The sequence below is a fragment of the Stenotrophomonas sp. SRS1 genome, from assembly GCF_026130205.1.
Lineage (GTDB): Bacteria > Pseudomonadota > Gammaproteobacteria > Xanthomonadales > Xanthomonadaceae > Stenotrophomonas > Stenotrophomonas rhizophila_B.
Genome location: NZ_JAINFD010000004.1, coordinates 351,641 through 365,590, shown reverse-complemented (window position 1 = coordinate 365,590; position 13,950 = coordinate 351,641). Strand labels below are relative to the sequence as shown.

The following is a 13,950-nucleotide window of genomic DNA, read 5'->3' as shown; positions in this document are numbered from 1 at the left end:
GGACCACCCCGGCCACGATGCCGGTTTGCCCCCCGGCCGCCGATGCGGTCACACTCGGCCCGATTCCCCGTCCAGACTCACGATGAACGCATCCGCTGAACTGCTCAAGGAACTCCGCATCGACCGCAAGGCCGGTTCACCGCCCCCGTCGCCCTCGCGACGTGTCCGCTGGATCGTGCTGGCGATCGTCCTTCTCATTGTGCTGGCCGGCCTGGCCTGGTTCGTGCTCGGTCGCGAGCGCCCGATCGCCGTGACCACCGCGCCCGTGGTGGCGATCCAGCAGGGCGGCGCCAGCAGCTCGGTGCTCGACGCCAGCGGCTACGTGGTCGCCCGGCGCATGGCCACCGTCTCGGCCAAGATCACCGGCAAGGTCCGGGAGGTGATGATCGAGGAAGGCATGCGCGTGGAAGAGGGCCAGGTGATGGCCACGCTCGACCCGATCGATGCCAACGCCCAGCGCAGCCTCTCCGCCTCGCAGCTCGAGGCCGCACGCAGCCAGCTGGTCGGCCTGCAGGCACAGGTCGCCCAAGCCGATGCCGAAGCCGGTCGCCTGCAGGCACTGGTCGGCCAGCAGCTGGTCTCGCGCTCGCAGTACGACCTGGCCATCGCCCAGCGCGACAACCTCCGCGCCCAGCTCAGAACCGCCCAGCGCAACACCACCGTGGCCAGCGATTCGCTGGCGATCGCCGACCTCGGCGTGGACAACAACATCGTGCGCGCGCCGTTCTCCGGCGTGGTCACCGCCAAGGCCGCGCAGCCGGGCGAGATCGTCTCGCCGCTGTCAGCCGGCGGCGGCTTCACCCGGACCGGCATCGGCACCATCGTGGACATGGATTCGCTGGAGATCGAAGTCGAGGTCGGCGAATCCTTCATCGGCCGCGTGCAGCCGAAGATGCCGGTCGAAGCCACCCTCAATGCGTACCCGGACTGGAAGATTCCCGCCGAGGTGATCGCGATCATCCCCACCGCCGACCGCGGCAAGGCCACCGTGAAAGTGCGCGTGGCGCTGAAGACGAAGGATCCGCGCATCGTTCCCGAGATGGGCGTGCGGGTCAGCTTCCTGGAAAGTGCCCAGCCCGCCGAAGCCGCCAAACCGCAGGGCGTACGCGTGCCGGCTTCGGCGATCGTGGAGCGCGAGCAGAAGACCGTCGCCTTCGTGGTCAAGGACGATGCGCGGGTGGAACAGCGCGCGATCACCGTGGGCACCACGCTCAACAACGACCGCCAGGTCACCCAAGGCCTGAGCGCCGGCGAGGTCGTGGTGACCACACCACCGGCCGAGCTGCACGACGGCAACAAGGTCACCGAAACCCCCTGACCGGCCACCGGCTGCGTCACGCGAGCCGCTCTCACGCTCGCGGCAAGTGCGATTCGCTCGTGCCGTCACGGCGCGCACGGTGGCGGCTGCCCGTCACCGCGGAAACCCGGCGGCCCTCGCCGGGGCGCGCCGGATGCCCTTTCTTCCCGATCCACGGAGAACCACCCATGTCCACCCTGGTTTCGCTCCGCAACATCACCAAGACCTACCAGCGCGGCCCCGAGAAAGTGCAGGTGCTGCACGGCATCGACCTGGACATCCAGGCGGGCGATTTCGTCGCGTTGATGGGCCCGTCCGGCTCGGGCAAGACGACCCTGCTGAATCTGATCGGTGGGTTGGATACGCCCACCGCCGGCGAGATCGAGATCGAAGGCGAGCGCATCGACCGCATGAGCGGCGGCCAGCTCTCGACGTGGCGCAGCCACCACGTCGGCTTCGTGTTCCAGTTCTACAACCTGATGCCGATGCTGACCGCCCAGAAGAACGTGGAGCTGCCGCTGCTGCTCACGCACCTGGGCGCCGCGCAGCGCAAGCGCAACGCCGAGATCGCGCTGACCCTGGTCGGCCTAGCCGACCGTCGCAGCCACCGCCCGAATGAACTCTCCGGTGGCCAGCAGCAGCGCGTGGCGATCGCCCGTGCAATCGTTTCAGACCCGACCTTCCTGATCTGCGATGAGCCCACCGGTGACCTGGACCGCCAGTCCGCCGAGGAGATCCTGGGGCTGCTGCAGCAGCTCAACCGCGAACACGGCAAGACCATCATCATGGTTACCCATGATCCCAAGGCCGCCGAGTACGCCACGCACACGGTGCACCTGGACAAGGGCGAACTGGCCGACGCGCCAGCAGCCCACTGACGGAGGATGCGGCGATGAAATACTTCTCGCTGGTCTGGGCACAGCTGTTCCGCAGCAAGACCCGCACCCTGCTGACGTTGTTGTCGGTGGTGGCGGCCTTCCTGCTGTTCGGCATGCTCGATTCGGTCCGGGTGGCGTTCAACTCCGGCGGTGACACCATCGAAGGCGCCAAGCGGCTGGTGGTCTCCTCCAAGCTCTCGATCACCCAGAGCCTGCCCCTGCGGCTGCTGCGCGATATCGAAGCCACCCCGGGCGTGCGCAAGGTCAACTACGCCATGTGGTTCGGCGGCATCTACCAGGACCAGAAGAACTTCTTCCCGAGCTTCTCGGTCTCGGACAACTACATGGACCTCTACCCCGAGTTCGAGCTGCCGCCCGAGCAGGCCGAGACATTCAAGAACACCCGCACCGGTGCACTGGTCGGTGAAGCCCTGGCCAAGCGTTTCGGCTGGAAGGTGGGCGACACCATTCCGATGCAGGCCACGATCTTCCCGCGCAAGGGCAGCAACGACTGGCCGCTGGAACTGAGCGGCATCTACCGGGCCAAGGACCGCAACAACGCCGGCGCGGAGAATCAGCTGCTGCTGCACTGGAGCTACTTCGATGAATCCAACGACTACATCAAGAACCAGGTCAGCTTCTACACCGTGCAGCTGGAGAACCCCGCGCACGCCTCGCGTGTGGCCCAGGCGATCGATGCGCTGTCGCTGAACTCCGATCACGAAACCAAGTCGCAGACCGAGGCTTCGTTCTCACAGGCCTTCGCCAAGCAGTTCGCCGATATCGGCCTGATCGTCACCGGCATCATGGCCGCGGTGTTCTTCACCCTGGTGCTGCTGACCGGCAACACCATGGCCCAGGCCGTGCGCGAGCGCATCCCGGAGCTGGCGATCCTCAAGACACTGGGCTTCAAGGATGGCACCGTGCTGGTGCTGGTAATGGTCGAGTCGGTGCTGCTGATCGTGCTCGGCGGGCTGATCGGCATGGGCCTGGCCTCGATCGTGATGCCGGTGATCAGCGCCAGCAGCCAGGGCATGATCAGCCTGCCCGGCGTGCCGGCGCAGACGTGGGTGGTGGCGCTGTGCCTGATGGCGGTGATCGGGATCGTGGTGGGTCTGCTGCCGGCATTGCGCGCGCAGCGGTTGAAGATCGTCGATGCACTGGCCGGGCGCTGAGGAGACCACCATGAACATGCACTGGATGTGGAACGTAGTGACTGTGGTGGCGCTGCTGGTCGCCCTGGTGGTGTGGATCGTGCTGCCGTGGTGGATGGTGCTGGCGATCGCCGTGCTGCTGGCCGCGTGGCTGGTGCTCACCCGCAGCGGCCGCTTGTCGCTGGCAGCCGCACGGATCGGCATCGCCAGCCTGCCGCAGCGCTGGGGCGCCTCCTCGGTGATCGTGGTCGGCATCGCTGGCGTGGTCGGCGTGCTGGTGGCGATGCTGGCCATGGGCGATGGCTTCAAGGCCACCCTGGAGCGCAGCGGCAGCGATGACGTGGCGATCGTGCTGCGCGGTGGCTCGCAGGCGGAAACCAACTCGGTGATCATGCGCGACCAGGTGCCGCTGATCGAGAACCTGCCCGGCGTGGCCCGCGGCAGCGACGGCAAGCCGCTGATCTCCGCCGAGTTGTCGCAGGTGATCAGTCTGCTCTCGCGCAGCGACCACAGCGATACCAACGTGCAGTTCCGCGGCGTCGGCGAGCAGGCGTGGGCCGTGCGCGACAACGTGCGCATCATCGCCGGCCGCAGGTTCAAACCGGGCCTGCGCGAGATCGTGGTCGGCAAGGGCGCGCAGGCGCAGTTCGAGGGCCTGGAGATCGGCAAGACCCTGCAGCTGGGCAAGCAGGAATGGACGGTCGTGGGCGTATTCGCCTCCAATGACGTGCATGAGTCGGAGCTGTGGTCGGACACGCAGACGTTGTCCACCACGTACAACCGCAGTGCGTATCAGTCGGTCAACGTGCGCACCGAAGGGGCGGCGGGCTTCAAACAGTTCAAGGACGCCATGGAGGCCGACCCGCGCCTGAAGCTGGATGTGGAGACCACCCGCGACTACTACCGCAAGCAGTCCGGCGGCCTGAGCAAACTGATCAGCATCCTGGGCACGGTGATCGGCGCGATCATGGCGATCGGCGCGGTGTTCGGTGCGCTCAACACCATGTATGCGGCCGTGGCGACACGGGCGCGCGAGATCGCGACGATGCGGGCGATCGGCTTCCGCGGCGTGCCGGTGGTGACCGCGGTGATGCTGGAGACAATGCTGCTGGCCCTGCTCGGCGGCCTGCTCGGTGGGCTGGTGGCGTGGCTGGTGTTCAACAACTACACCGTGTCCACGCTGGGCAACAACTTCAGCCAGGTGGTGTTCCAGTTCCAGGTCTCGCCGCAGCTGCTGTGGACGGGCTTGAAGTGGGCCTTGGGCATCGGCCTGGTCGGCGGGCTGTTCCCGGCGCTGCGCGCGGCGCGCCTGCCGATCACCACGGCGTTGCGTGAGACCTGAGCGATACGTTTGAACAACGCGCGTGCGCGTGGTCGCGCACGCGAAATAGCAACTCCGGAACCGCATTCGCAAGAGTGCGGTTCTTTTTTTGCCTGCAGTATTCACTGCGCGTTTAGTTGTAGCGCGCGTACGCAAAAGCGCAGCTGTACGCACGCTGCGACACGATCACGCACGCGCTCAAGTTGCCGCGTGCCTCGCCGCTATCGGTGCCTCTGCCCAACACAGCGCGACGTTTTTTTCGTGCGCAGCATGACGAAGTGAAAAAGGTTTCCTCTGAATGCGTGTTTTTGTCAGCCATCGTTCATTTACAGCGCTTTTTACGCTTTCAAATGAAAGTAAAAAATTTGAAAAGTCATTAGACTCCCGCCCCCCACGTCGTGGTGTGTTGTTCCCCACGCCGCCCGAACGGGCGAATGTTTTTACAGAGAAAGAGAAACGCACGGATGTATTTGAAGACCAATCCGCTGCGCAACGCGATCGCCATCGCGCTTGTCGCCAGCTGCAGTGCCCCCGCCTTCGCACAGAGTGCCGATGACGGCACCACCAACCTCGATCGCATCGAGATCACCGGCTCGCGCATCCGCCAGGCCAGCGTCGAATCGGCCCAGCCGGTCGTCGCGCTGAACCGCGCCGAGATCGAGAAGAAGGGCTACGTCAACGTCGCCGACATCCTGCAGGACGTCACCGCCGCCGGTTCGCCGAGCATGAGCCGTGCTTCCTCGCTGGAATCGGGCCGTGACTTCGGTGGCATGTACGTGAGCCTGCGCAACCTGGGCCCGGAACGCAGCCTGGTGCTGATCGATGGCCGCCGCATGGGCGTCAGCGCCGGCGGCTACTCCGATCTGGCCTCGATCCCGTCCTCGATCGTCGAGCGCGTGGAAGTGCTGACCGACGGTGCTTCGGCCCTGTACGGCTCGGACGCCATCGCCGGCGTGGTCAACATCATCACCCGCAAGAACTTCGACGGTGCCGAAGTCAGCGCCTACGTCGGCCAGTACAGCGAGGGCGACGGCCAGAAGACCGCGTACAGCGCGACCTTCGGCAAAACCTTCGACCGTGGCTGGGTCACCGTGGGTGGCGAGTACACCGACGAAGATCCGGTCCTGGGCGGCACGCGTGCCTTCACCGCGTACCCGAACGGCCCGCGCCACACCGGCGACGGCCTGAGCGGCGTCACCCCGTGGGGCTATGCGACCGTCAACGGCAGCAACCTCAGCGTGGGCCCGGGCGGCGATCCGACCCAGCTGGGCAATTTCAAGCCGGCGGACAAGGCCAACGACGCCAACACCAAGACCAACATGAGCCTGCTCACCGGTCTGCAGCGCAAGTCGGTGTTCGCCAACGGTGGCTTCTCGATTACTGACAACCTGCGTCTGGTCGCCGATGCGCTGTACAGCGAGCGCGAGTCCAGCAAGCAGCTGGCCGGCTACCCGTACCAGAGCACCGGTTCGCGTGCGCTGCTGTCCAAGGACAGCGCGTTCAATCCGTTCGGTCGTGACGTTGCCTTCGCGCATCGCACCGAAGAGCTGCCGCGCGGCACCGAAAACAACCTGACCACCAAGCGCGCCAGCCTGGGCCTGGAAGGCAGCTTCGAGACCGGCTCGCGGTACTGGGACTGGAACGTCAGCTACATGTACAACCGCAATGAAGGCGAGCGCATCGGCACGGGCAGCATGTACCAGCCGAACGTGAACCAGTCGGTTGGCCCGTCGTTCCTGGATGCCAACAACGTCGCCCATTGCGGCAGCGTTGGCAACGTGATCGCCGGCTGCACCCCGTGGAACCCGCTGGCCCCGATGGGCTACACCGGCCCGGGCTCGCTGAGCAACCAGGACGTGCAGGACTTCCTGTTCACCCGCTTCACCGACACGATGCAGAGCACCACCAAGGTGGCCAGCGCGAACATCTCCGGCTCGCTGTTCAGCCTGCCGGCCGGTGACATCCTGGGCGCACTGGGTGTCGAACACCGCAGCGAAGAAGCCAGCTACTCGCCGGACCTGATGGTCCGCAACGGCCAGATCGCCGGCACCACCGGCCAGCCGACCCAGGGCGATTACTCGCTCAACGAGGTCTACCTGGAACTGCAGGTCCCGCTGCTGGCCGACATGGCCTTCGCGCGTGAACTGTCGCTGGACATGGCCGGTCGCTATTCGGACTACAACAACTTCGGCTCGACCACGAACACCAAGTTCGGCCTGAAGTGGAAGCCGATCGACAGCCTGCTGGTGCGCGCCACCTACGGCACCGGCTTCCGTGCGCCGACCGTGGAAGATCTGTACGGCGGCACCACCAGCACGCGCGATTCGTACACCGATCCGTGCGACACCAGCTTCGGTGCGGCCGCCAACAACCCGCAGGTGCTGGCACGCTGCCTGGCCAACGGTGTCCCGGCCAACTTCCGCCAGCTCGCCGCTGACGGCACCGCCGCGACGGTACCGGGCCAGCAGGGTGGCACGGACTTCAGCTCGGGCTCCAACCCGGAACTGAAGCCGGAAACCGCGAAGACCTGGACCGTGGGCGTGGTCTACAGCCCGGAGTTCGTCTCGGGCCTGGACCTGAGCCTGGACTGGTGGAAGATCCGCATCAACGACGTGATCGTCGGTGAGTCGGCCACGGACATGCTCAACCAGTGCTACGTGCTGGGTGTGGACGCTGCGTGCGACCGCTTCACGCGCGCCCGTTCGGGCCGCACGATCGGTCAGGTCAACGGTCTGGACCGCACGCTGTTGAACGCGGGCTACCAGGAAACGGCCGGCTACGATCTCTCCGTGCGTTACCGTCTGCCGGAGCTGGCGATCGGCAAGTTCGCGGTCTCCTGGAACACCACGTACGTGGATTACCTGGAGCGCAAGAACGACAACGTCGACACCACGCCGGTGCGTCAGTACACGGGCTGGGAAGGCAACTTCCGCGTGCGTTCGAACCTCAATCTGGACTATCAGTTCGGCAACTTCGGTCTGGGCTGGACGGCGCGTTACTACTCCAGCATGAAGGAGAACTGTGCGTACACGACCGAGTGCAGCAATCCGGGCTTCAGTTCGGCGTACACGGGCCGCCAGGGCATCAACAAGGTGGGTTCGAACACGTTCCACGATATCCAGGTGCGTTATGTGCTGCCGTGGAATGGCACGGTGTCGATGGGCGTGAACAATGTGTTCGACCATCAGGGCCCGATCATGTACAGCCAGCCGAACAGCAGCTTCACGTACTACGGTGGGTTCGATATCGGCCGCTATATGTACATGAAGTACCAGCAGCGTTTCTGATCGGGTTCGCCTGATCACCCTTTTCTGATCCGCGGCTTACTCTCTCCAAGCCGCTGAGTGGAAGTGAGACGGCGCCTTCGGGCGCCGTCTTTTTTTTGATCTCGCGAGACTGCGGGAGGTGTGAGTTGAGACGCAACAGCAGAGCAACAGCAGCAGAGCAACAGTGCAAAAGCGCAAAAGCGCGTAGGGCTGCGGTCGCGCTGGTTGGGGCGGGCACGGGTGGGTCCGCGGGACCCGCTGCAAGTACGTCCATGTAGCTCGTATGCCGCCATCCATGGCGGCATACGGTCCCGCCAACCCACCCGTGCCCACCCTTTGACAGTGGGCTGGTGCGCAATGGAACAGCAGCACCGCGGCTGCGGCTTTTGATCTGCTCGGCTTTTGATCTGCTCGGCTTTTGATCTGCTCAGCGTTGATCTGCTCAGCGTTGATCCGCCCAGCTTGATGGGCTCAGCGTTGCTTTGCTCCGCCTCACAGACTCAGCTCCAGTTCGCTCGACCTGCTTGGCTGCGCTCTGTCTTGGCTGCGCTTCGACCGGCGTGGCTTCCACCGGATCAATACGCTCGGCGCTGCAGCAATGGCGCCGCAGCGCCGTGCCGCCTTTCGCTTTGGCTTTGGCCTTGGCCACCAGCCCACTGTCGGAGGCGGGGTGTGGGTGGGTGCGCGGGACCATATGCCGCCATGGATGGCGGCATATGAGCCCCCATGGATGGGTTCACGGCGGGTCCCGCGCACCCACCCACACCCCGCCTGGCCACGCACCCCGGCAAACCAGGGCTCAAGCTTTCAGGCTTTCAGCTTTCAGCTTTCAGCCTTCAGCGCTTCAACGCACCACCCGCCCGCGACCGCCACACACCGTCGCTGATGAACAGCAGCAGGCCGGTCCAGATCGCCGCGAAGCCCACCGCCTTGGCCGTATCGAATGGCTCGCGGAAAAAGAACACGCCCAACAACAACCCGATACTCGGCGCGATGTACTGCAGAATCCCGACCAGCGACAACGGAATCCGCTTCACCCCGTACGCAAACCCGATCAACGGCAACGCCGTCACCGCACCACCGAAAATCAACAACGCATCGGTGCGCCAGCCCCAGCCACTGAAGAACCCGCCGCCGTGCCCGTTCTCGCTCCACAGCGCGAACCCGATCGCCGGCAGGAAAAGATAGAGACTCTCCATCCCGAGCCCCGCCACCGGGTCCACCGAAATCATCTTGCGCAGCAGCCCGTACAGGCCGAACGAGCAGGCCAGCCCCAGCGCGATCCAGGGCGGCGTTCCCGCATCGAGGGTCAGCCATGCCACACCGAGCGCCGCGCAGCCCACCGCGAGCCACTGCAGGCGGCGCAGGCGCTCTTTGAGCACCACCACGCCGAGTACCACGCTGACCAGCGGATTGATGAAGTAGCCCAGGCTCGTCTCGATCACATGCCCGGCGTTGATCGCCCAGATGTACAGGCCCCAGTTGAAGGCGATCGCCACGCTGCTCAGCGCCAGCGTCGGCAGCGCGCGCGGCTGCGCGGCGATGGCCTTCCACCAGCCCAGGCCATTGCTCAGCAGCAGCCAGGCCACCACCAGCACCGTGCTCCAGATGATGCGGTGGGCGATGATCTGCTGCGACGGCACGGCCTTGAGCAGGTGCCAGTAGACCGGTACCAGGCCCCACAGGGTGAAGGTGAAGGCGGTGATCGCGAAGCCGCGGCGTTGTTCCTGCAGGCTGTGTTGGGCAGGCACGCTCACTTCGCGCGCGTCCGGGCCAGGGTCAGCACCACCACGCCGGCGAGGATCACGGCCATGGCGAGAAAGTCACGGCCGCCGAAATGCTCGTTGCCGATGATCACGCCCAGGATCACCGCGATCACCGGATTGACGTACGCATAGCTGGCCACCAGCGCCGGGCGCACGTTGTGCAGCAGCCATACGTAGGCAGTGAAGGCGACGATCGAGCCGAACACGCACAGGTAGGCCACCGCCAGCAGCCCATTCATGCTGGGCCAGGTGGTCGGGCGTTCGCCGCTGAGCAGGCCGAGCACGACCAGCATCACGCCACCGCAGAGCATCTGCCCGGCGGCGGTCATGAACGGGCTGGGCAGGTCCAGGCCGCGCGCCCAGATCGAGCCGAAGGCCCAACCGATCGGGGCGATCAGCAGCAGGATCAGGCCCTGCGGCGAGGCGGTCAGGCTGCTGCCGGCGTTGAGCCAGACCACGCCAAGGAAGCCGATCGCGATGCCCAGCCACTCACCGCGGCTGGCGTTCTGTCCGCGCATCGCGCCAAACAGCGCCATCCACAACGGCACCGACGCCACGGCCGTGGCGGCCAGGCCGGAAGACACCGTGCGCTCGGCCAGCACCACCATGCCGTTGCCCAGCACCAGCATGGTCAAACCCATGATCGCCAGGTTGCGCCACTGGCGCCTGGTCGGGGCAGGCGAGCCGCGCCAGCGCAGGACGGCGTACATCAGTGAGCCGGCGATGATGAAGCGGCCCCCGGAGACCATCGTCAGCGGCAGTGCGCCGCCTTCCAGCGCCAGCCGGATCCCGAGATAGGTGGACCCCCAGACCACGTACACCAGCAGCAGCGCCAGGACGACCAGGCCGCTGCGGGGAGCGGCCGACGGAGAGTGCGGTAGGACGGCCATGGGCCACCACGGTACGGGGGAACCCGAATTCTAGGCCGTTGCCGATGGCGCGGCACGCGTTGAGGTGGCACGCTGTTTTCATCAGGCCGCATCGTGATGCCTGACACGCACCCGTTTTTGACGTGCGGTAAGGTAACAAGTGCAATCAACGCTTCCCCGCCAGGACCCCTACCCTGTATGAGTACATCCGTCCCCGCCACCGCGGCACCTTCCGACCGGGCCGCCCTGCGGCGTTCCATCTCCAATACCCTCAAAGGCTCGGCCGGCAATCTGGTCGAGTGGTATGACGTCTACGTCTACTCGGTCTTCGCGGTCTACTTCGAATCCCAGTTCTTCTCGGCCGCCGACAAGAACTCCACCATGTACGTGTGGGCGATCTTCGCCGCCACCTTCCTGATGCGTCCGATCGGTGCCTGGTACTTCGGCCGCTTCGCCGACCGCTACGGCCGCCGCCTGGCCCTGACGGTGTCGGTCACGATGATGGCCGCCTGTTCGTTCCTGATCGCGATCACCCCGACCGCGTCGCAGATCGGCATCTGGGCGGCGGTGATCCTGCTGTTCGCGCGCCTGCTGCAGGGCTTCGCCACCGGCGGCGAGTACGGCACCAGTGCGACGTACATGTCCGAGGCCGCCATTCCCGGGCGCCGCGGCTTCCTGTCCTCGTTCCATTACGTCACCCTGGTCGGTGGCCATGTGCTCGCACAGCTGACCCTGCTGTGCATGCTGACCTTCTGGGACAAGCCGGAGATTTCCGCGTGGGGCTGGCGCGTGGCGTTCGGCATCGGCGGCATCGGTGCGATCGTGGTGTTCTGGCTGCGCCGGACCATGGACGAATCGCTGCAGTCCGATTCCATCGAAGCCGCACGCGATGGCCGCGCCAAGGCCTCCGGCTCGATGCGTGAGCTGTTCGTCAACCAGTGGCGTCCGCTGCTGCTGTGCTTCCTGATCACCGCCGGCGGCACCGTCGCGTTCTACACCTACTCGGTCAATGGGCCGAAGATGATCCAGAGTGCGTTCGCGGGCAATGACGTCATGACCGGCACGCTCATCAACCTCGGCGTGCTGACCTTCCTGATGGTGCTGCAGCCGATCGGCGGCTGGCTGTCGGACATGGTCGGGCGCAAGAGCCTGCTGGTGTTCTTCGGGATCGGCGGCGTGCTGTACAGCTGGTACCTGATCACCGAGCTGCCCAACCAGCATGATCCGTTCATGGCCTTCCTGGTGCTGGGCATCGGCTTCGTGATCCTGACCGGCTACACCTCGATCAACGCGGTCGTCAAAGCCGAGCTGTTCCCGACCCATGTGCGTGCACTGGGCGTGGGCTTCGGCTATGCGATGGCCAACTCGCTGTTCGGTGGTACCGCGCCGCTGCTGTACCAGGGCGCGCTGAAGACCGGCCAGGTGAACCTGTTCGCCGTGTACGTCACGGCGATCATCGCGGTGTCGCTGGTGGTCTACATGTTCTTCCTGACCAACAAGGGCCCGAACTGGCTCGATGGCACCCGCAAGTAAGCGCTGCCCCGCCCGCCCCGCGCTCGCGCGGGGCGGGGGAATGCTCGCGATGCTGGTCCCGGCGTTCGCCCAGGCCAGCACCGCTGCTCATGCAATCAGCGCCCCTGTGGGCGCTGCATTGTTTTGGGCGATGGCCCTGCTGGCGGCGCTGAGCGCCGCCGATGGCCTGCCTCAGCGGCGGGCCGATTCGCTCTTCTCGCGCTCGGCGCGGAACTCGGAGCCTTCTTCCCACTGCGGCCAGCGACGGCTGTTGGCCAGCTCTGCGCCCAGGTCGTAGACCAGCAGCGTATCGGCGGCGTGGCCACTCGGATCCCAGCTCGGGGTCCAGGCATCGCAGGCCTGGTGGTAGCAGGCGGCGAAGTAGGCATCCCGCAGTTCACGGCCCTTCTCGATTCCGCCCTCACGCATGTCCAGCCCCGGGCCGATGGTGATCGCCGGCACGCCGAGGCGCGCAAAGGCGAAGTGGTCGGCGCGGTAGAAGAAGCCTGCTTCCAGATTCGGATCCGGCGAGTAGGTGCGGCCACGTGCCTTGGCCACGCGCTCCAGGTCCCCTTCCAGCGAGACCCGGCCCTTGCCCCACGAGGCAATGTCGCGGGTCGGGCCGTCCGGGCTGAACATCTCGATGTTCAACACGGCAGCGGTCTTGTCCAGCGGGGCAAGCGGGTGCGCGGCGTAATAGCTGGCGCCGAGCAGGCCCTTCTCTTCGGCGGTCAGCGCCACGAAGTACAGGGTGCGCTGCGGCTGCGGGCCGGCAGCGAAGACACGGCCCAGCTCGAGCACAGTGGCCACGCCGGTGGCGTTGTCGATCGCACCGCGACGGATGCGGTCACCCTTGGCATCGGGCTGGCCGATACCGAAGGCATCCCAATGCGCGGAGAAGATCACCGCTTCATCAGCGTGCGCGCCGCCCGGCAGCTTGGCCACCACGTTGCGGGTGATCACCTGCTCGCGCTTGAGCTTGAAGTCCACCGAGAGCTGCGCATCGCCCAGGGCCACCGGCTTGAAGGCCGGCGTCATCGCGCGGCGCTTCTCGGCCTCGAAATCCAGGCCCGCATCGCGGAACAGCTGCTCGGCCAGGCTGCGCTGCATCCAGCCACGCACCGGCACGTGCTGGGCCAGCGCCTGCTCGCGGGTGCGTTCGATATCGAACAGCGGCGAGGTGCCCGAGCTCTTCACCGTGGCCCAGCCGTATGCGGCCGGCGCGGTTTCATGAACGATCAGCACGCCCTGCGCACCACGGCGCGCGGCTTCTTCGAATTTGTACGTCCAGCGGCCGTAGTAGGTCACCGCCTTGCCATCGAACGCGCCCGGCTGGTCGGCCTCGAAATCGGCGTCGTTGATCAGCACCACGGCGATCTTGCCGTGCAGATCGACGTCCTTGTAATCGTTCCAGTGGCGTTCGGGCGCATCGATGCCGTAGCCCACGAACACCAGCGGGGCGTTCTTGATCGCCACCGCATCCTGCGGACGCAGGCTCTGCAGCGTGACATCCTCGCCATTGACCAGGGCGCGCTGCTTGCCCTTCTGGCGCAGTTGCGCACGCACCGGGCCATCAACCTGCGCACGCACCATCGGCACCGGCTGCACCCAGCCGCCGTCGACGCCGCCGGGCTGCAGGCCGTATGTCTTGAATTCTTCGATCAGGTACTGGACCGTGCGCTCTTCGCCGGGCGTGGCCGGGGCGCGGCCTTCGAACTCGTCCGAGGCCAGGATGCGTACGTGCCGCGACAGAGCCTGCGGATCAATGCCGCCACCGGGCAGGTCATTGGCGGCGTGGGCCAGGCCGCCCACGAACAGGCAGGACGACAGCAGCAGCATGCGCATCGGATTCACGGCAGACACCAGGACAGAAAACGGGACACCGGA

At 65.9% G+C, this 13,950-nt stretch carries 9 protein-coding genes; 6 read left to right on the top strand and 3 right to left on the bottom strand.

The genetic code is table 11. From position 1 onward, the window contains the following. Positions 1–82: 82 nt before the first annotated feature. The 5 genes from K4043_RS16685 to K4043_RS16665 all read left to right on the top strand — a co-directional run bounded on the left by K4043_RS16685 (position 83) and on the right by K4043_RS16665 (position 7,937). A complete protein-coding gene (locus K4043_RS16685) occupies positions 83–1,318 on the top strand; it encodes an efflux RND transporter periplasmic adaptor subunit (protein WP_265309987.1) in 1,236 nt (411 codons plus the stop codon). Positions 1,319–1,485: 167 nt separating this feature from the next. Beyond that, entirely contained in the window at positions 1,486–2,175 is a 690-nt protein-coding gene (locus K4043_RS16680; protein WP_102788867.1) for an ABC transporter ATP-binding protein, read from the top strand. Between the two features lie 14 nt (positions 2,176–2,189). Beyond that, entirely contained in the window at positions 2,190–3,350 is a 1,161-nt protein-coding gene (locus K4043_RS16675; protein ID WP_265309986.1) for an FtsX-like permease family protein, read from the top strand. Positions 3,351–3,360: 10 nt separating this feature from the next. Then, positions 3,361–4,671 carry an ABC transporter permease gene (locus tag K4043_RS16670; protein ID WP_265309985.1) on the top strand — a complete coding sequence of 437 codons (1,311 nt, stop codon included), beginning with the start codon at positions 3,361–3,363 and terminating at the stop codon, positions 4,669–4,671. Between the two features lie 443 nt (positions 4,672–5,114). Next, entirely contained in the window at positions 5,115–7,937 is a 2,823-nt protein-coding gene (locus K4043_RS16665; protein ID WP_123731148.1) for a TonB-dependent receptor, read from the top strand. An 815-nt stretch (positions 7,938–8,752) separates the two neighbouring features. Here the strand turns inward: K4043_RS16665 and rarD are convergent. Both rarD and yedA read right to left on the bottom strand, forming a co-directional pair. Beyond that, the gene (rarD, locus tag K4043_RS16660; RefSeq protein ID WP_265309984.1) at positions 8,753–9,673 is read right to left on the bottom strand and encodes an EamA family transporter RarD; all 921 of its coding nucleotides are present in this window, start codon (positions 9,671–9,673) and stop codon (positions 8,753–8,755) included. Continuing rightward, the gene (gene yedA, locus K4043_RS16655) at positions 9,670–10,572 is read right to left on the bottom strand and encodes a drug/metabolite exporter YedA (protein ID WP_123731146.1); all 903 of its coding nucleotides are present in this window, start codon (positions 10,570–10,572) and stop codon (positions 9,670–9,672) included. The genes rarD and yedA overlap by 4 nt, the downstream gene beginning before the upstream one ends. Before the next feature lie 177 nt (positions 10,573–10,749). Here yedA and K4043_RS16650 point away from each other — a divergent pair, with 177 nt between their 5' ends. Beyond that, on the top strand, positions 10,750–12,084 hold the full coding sequence (locus K4043_RS16650; RefSeq protein WP_123731145.1) for an MFS transporter: 1,335 nt from the start codon (positions 10,750–10,752) through the stop codon (positions 12,082–12,084). 171 nt (positions 12,085–12,255) lie between these two features. Here K4043_RS16650 and K4043_RS16645 read toward each other — a convergent pair whose 3' ends face one another. Beyond that, positions 12,256–13,908 carry a M28 family metallopeptidase gene (locus tag K4043_RS16645; protein ID WP_123731144.1) on the bottom strand — a complete coding sequence of 551 codons (1,653 nt, stop codon included), beginning with the start codon at positions 13,906–13,908 and terminating at the stop codon, positions 12,256–12,258. Positions 13,909–13,950: the final 42 nt, after the last annotated feature.

Coding starts and splice junctions, on each gene's coding strand:
- K4043_RS16685 (WP_265309987.1), top strand. CDS start 83: ATGAACGCATCCGCTGAACTGCTCAAGGAACTCCGCATCGACCGCAAG.
- K4043_RS16680 (WP_102788867.1), top strand. CDS start 1,486: ATGTCCACCCTGGTTTCGCTCCGCAACATCACCAAGACCTACCAGCGC.
- K4043_RS16675 (WP_265309986.1), top strand. CDS start 2,190: ATGAAATACTTCTCGCTGGTCTGGGCACAGCTGTTCCGCAGCAAGACC.
- K4043_RS16670 (WP_265309985.1), top strand. CDS start 3,361: ATGAACATGCACTGGATGTGGAACGTAGTGACTGTGGTGGCGCTGCTG.
- K4043_RS16665 (WP_123731148.1), top strand. CDS start 5,115: ATGTATTTGAAGACCAATCCGCTGCGCAACGCGATCGCCATCGCGCTT.
- yedA (WP_123731146.1), bottom strand. CDS start 10,572: ATGGCCGTCCTACCGCACTCTCCGTCGGCCGCTCCCCGCAGCGGCCTG.
- K4043_RS16650 (WP_123731145.1), top strand. CDS start 10,750: ATGAGTACATCCGTCCCCGCCACCGCGGCACCTTCCGACCGGGCCGCC.
- K4043_RS16645 (WP_123731144.1), bottom strand. CDS start 13,908: ATGCGCATGCTGCTGCTGTCGTCCTGCCTGTTCGTGGGCGGCCTGGCC.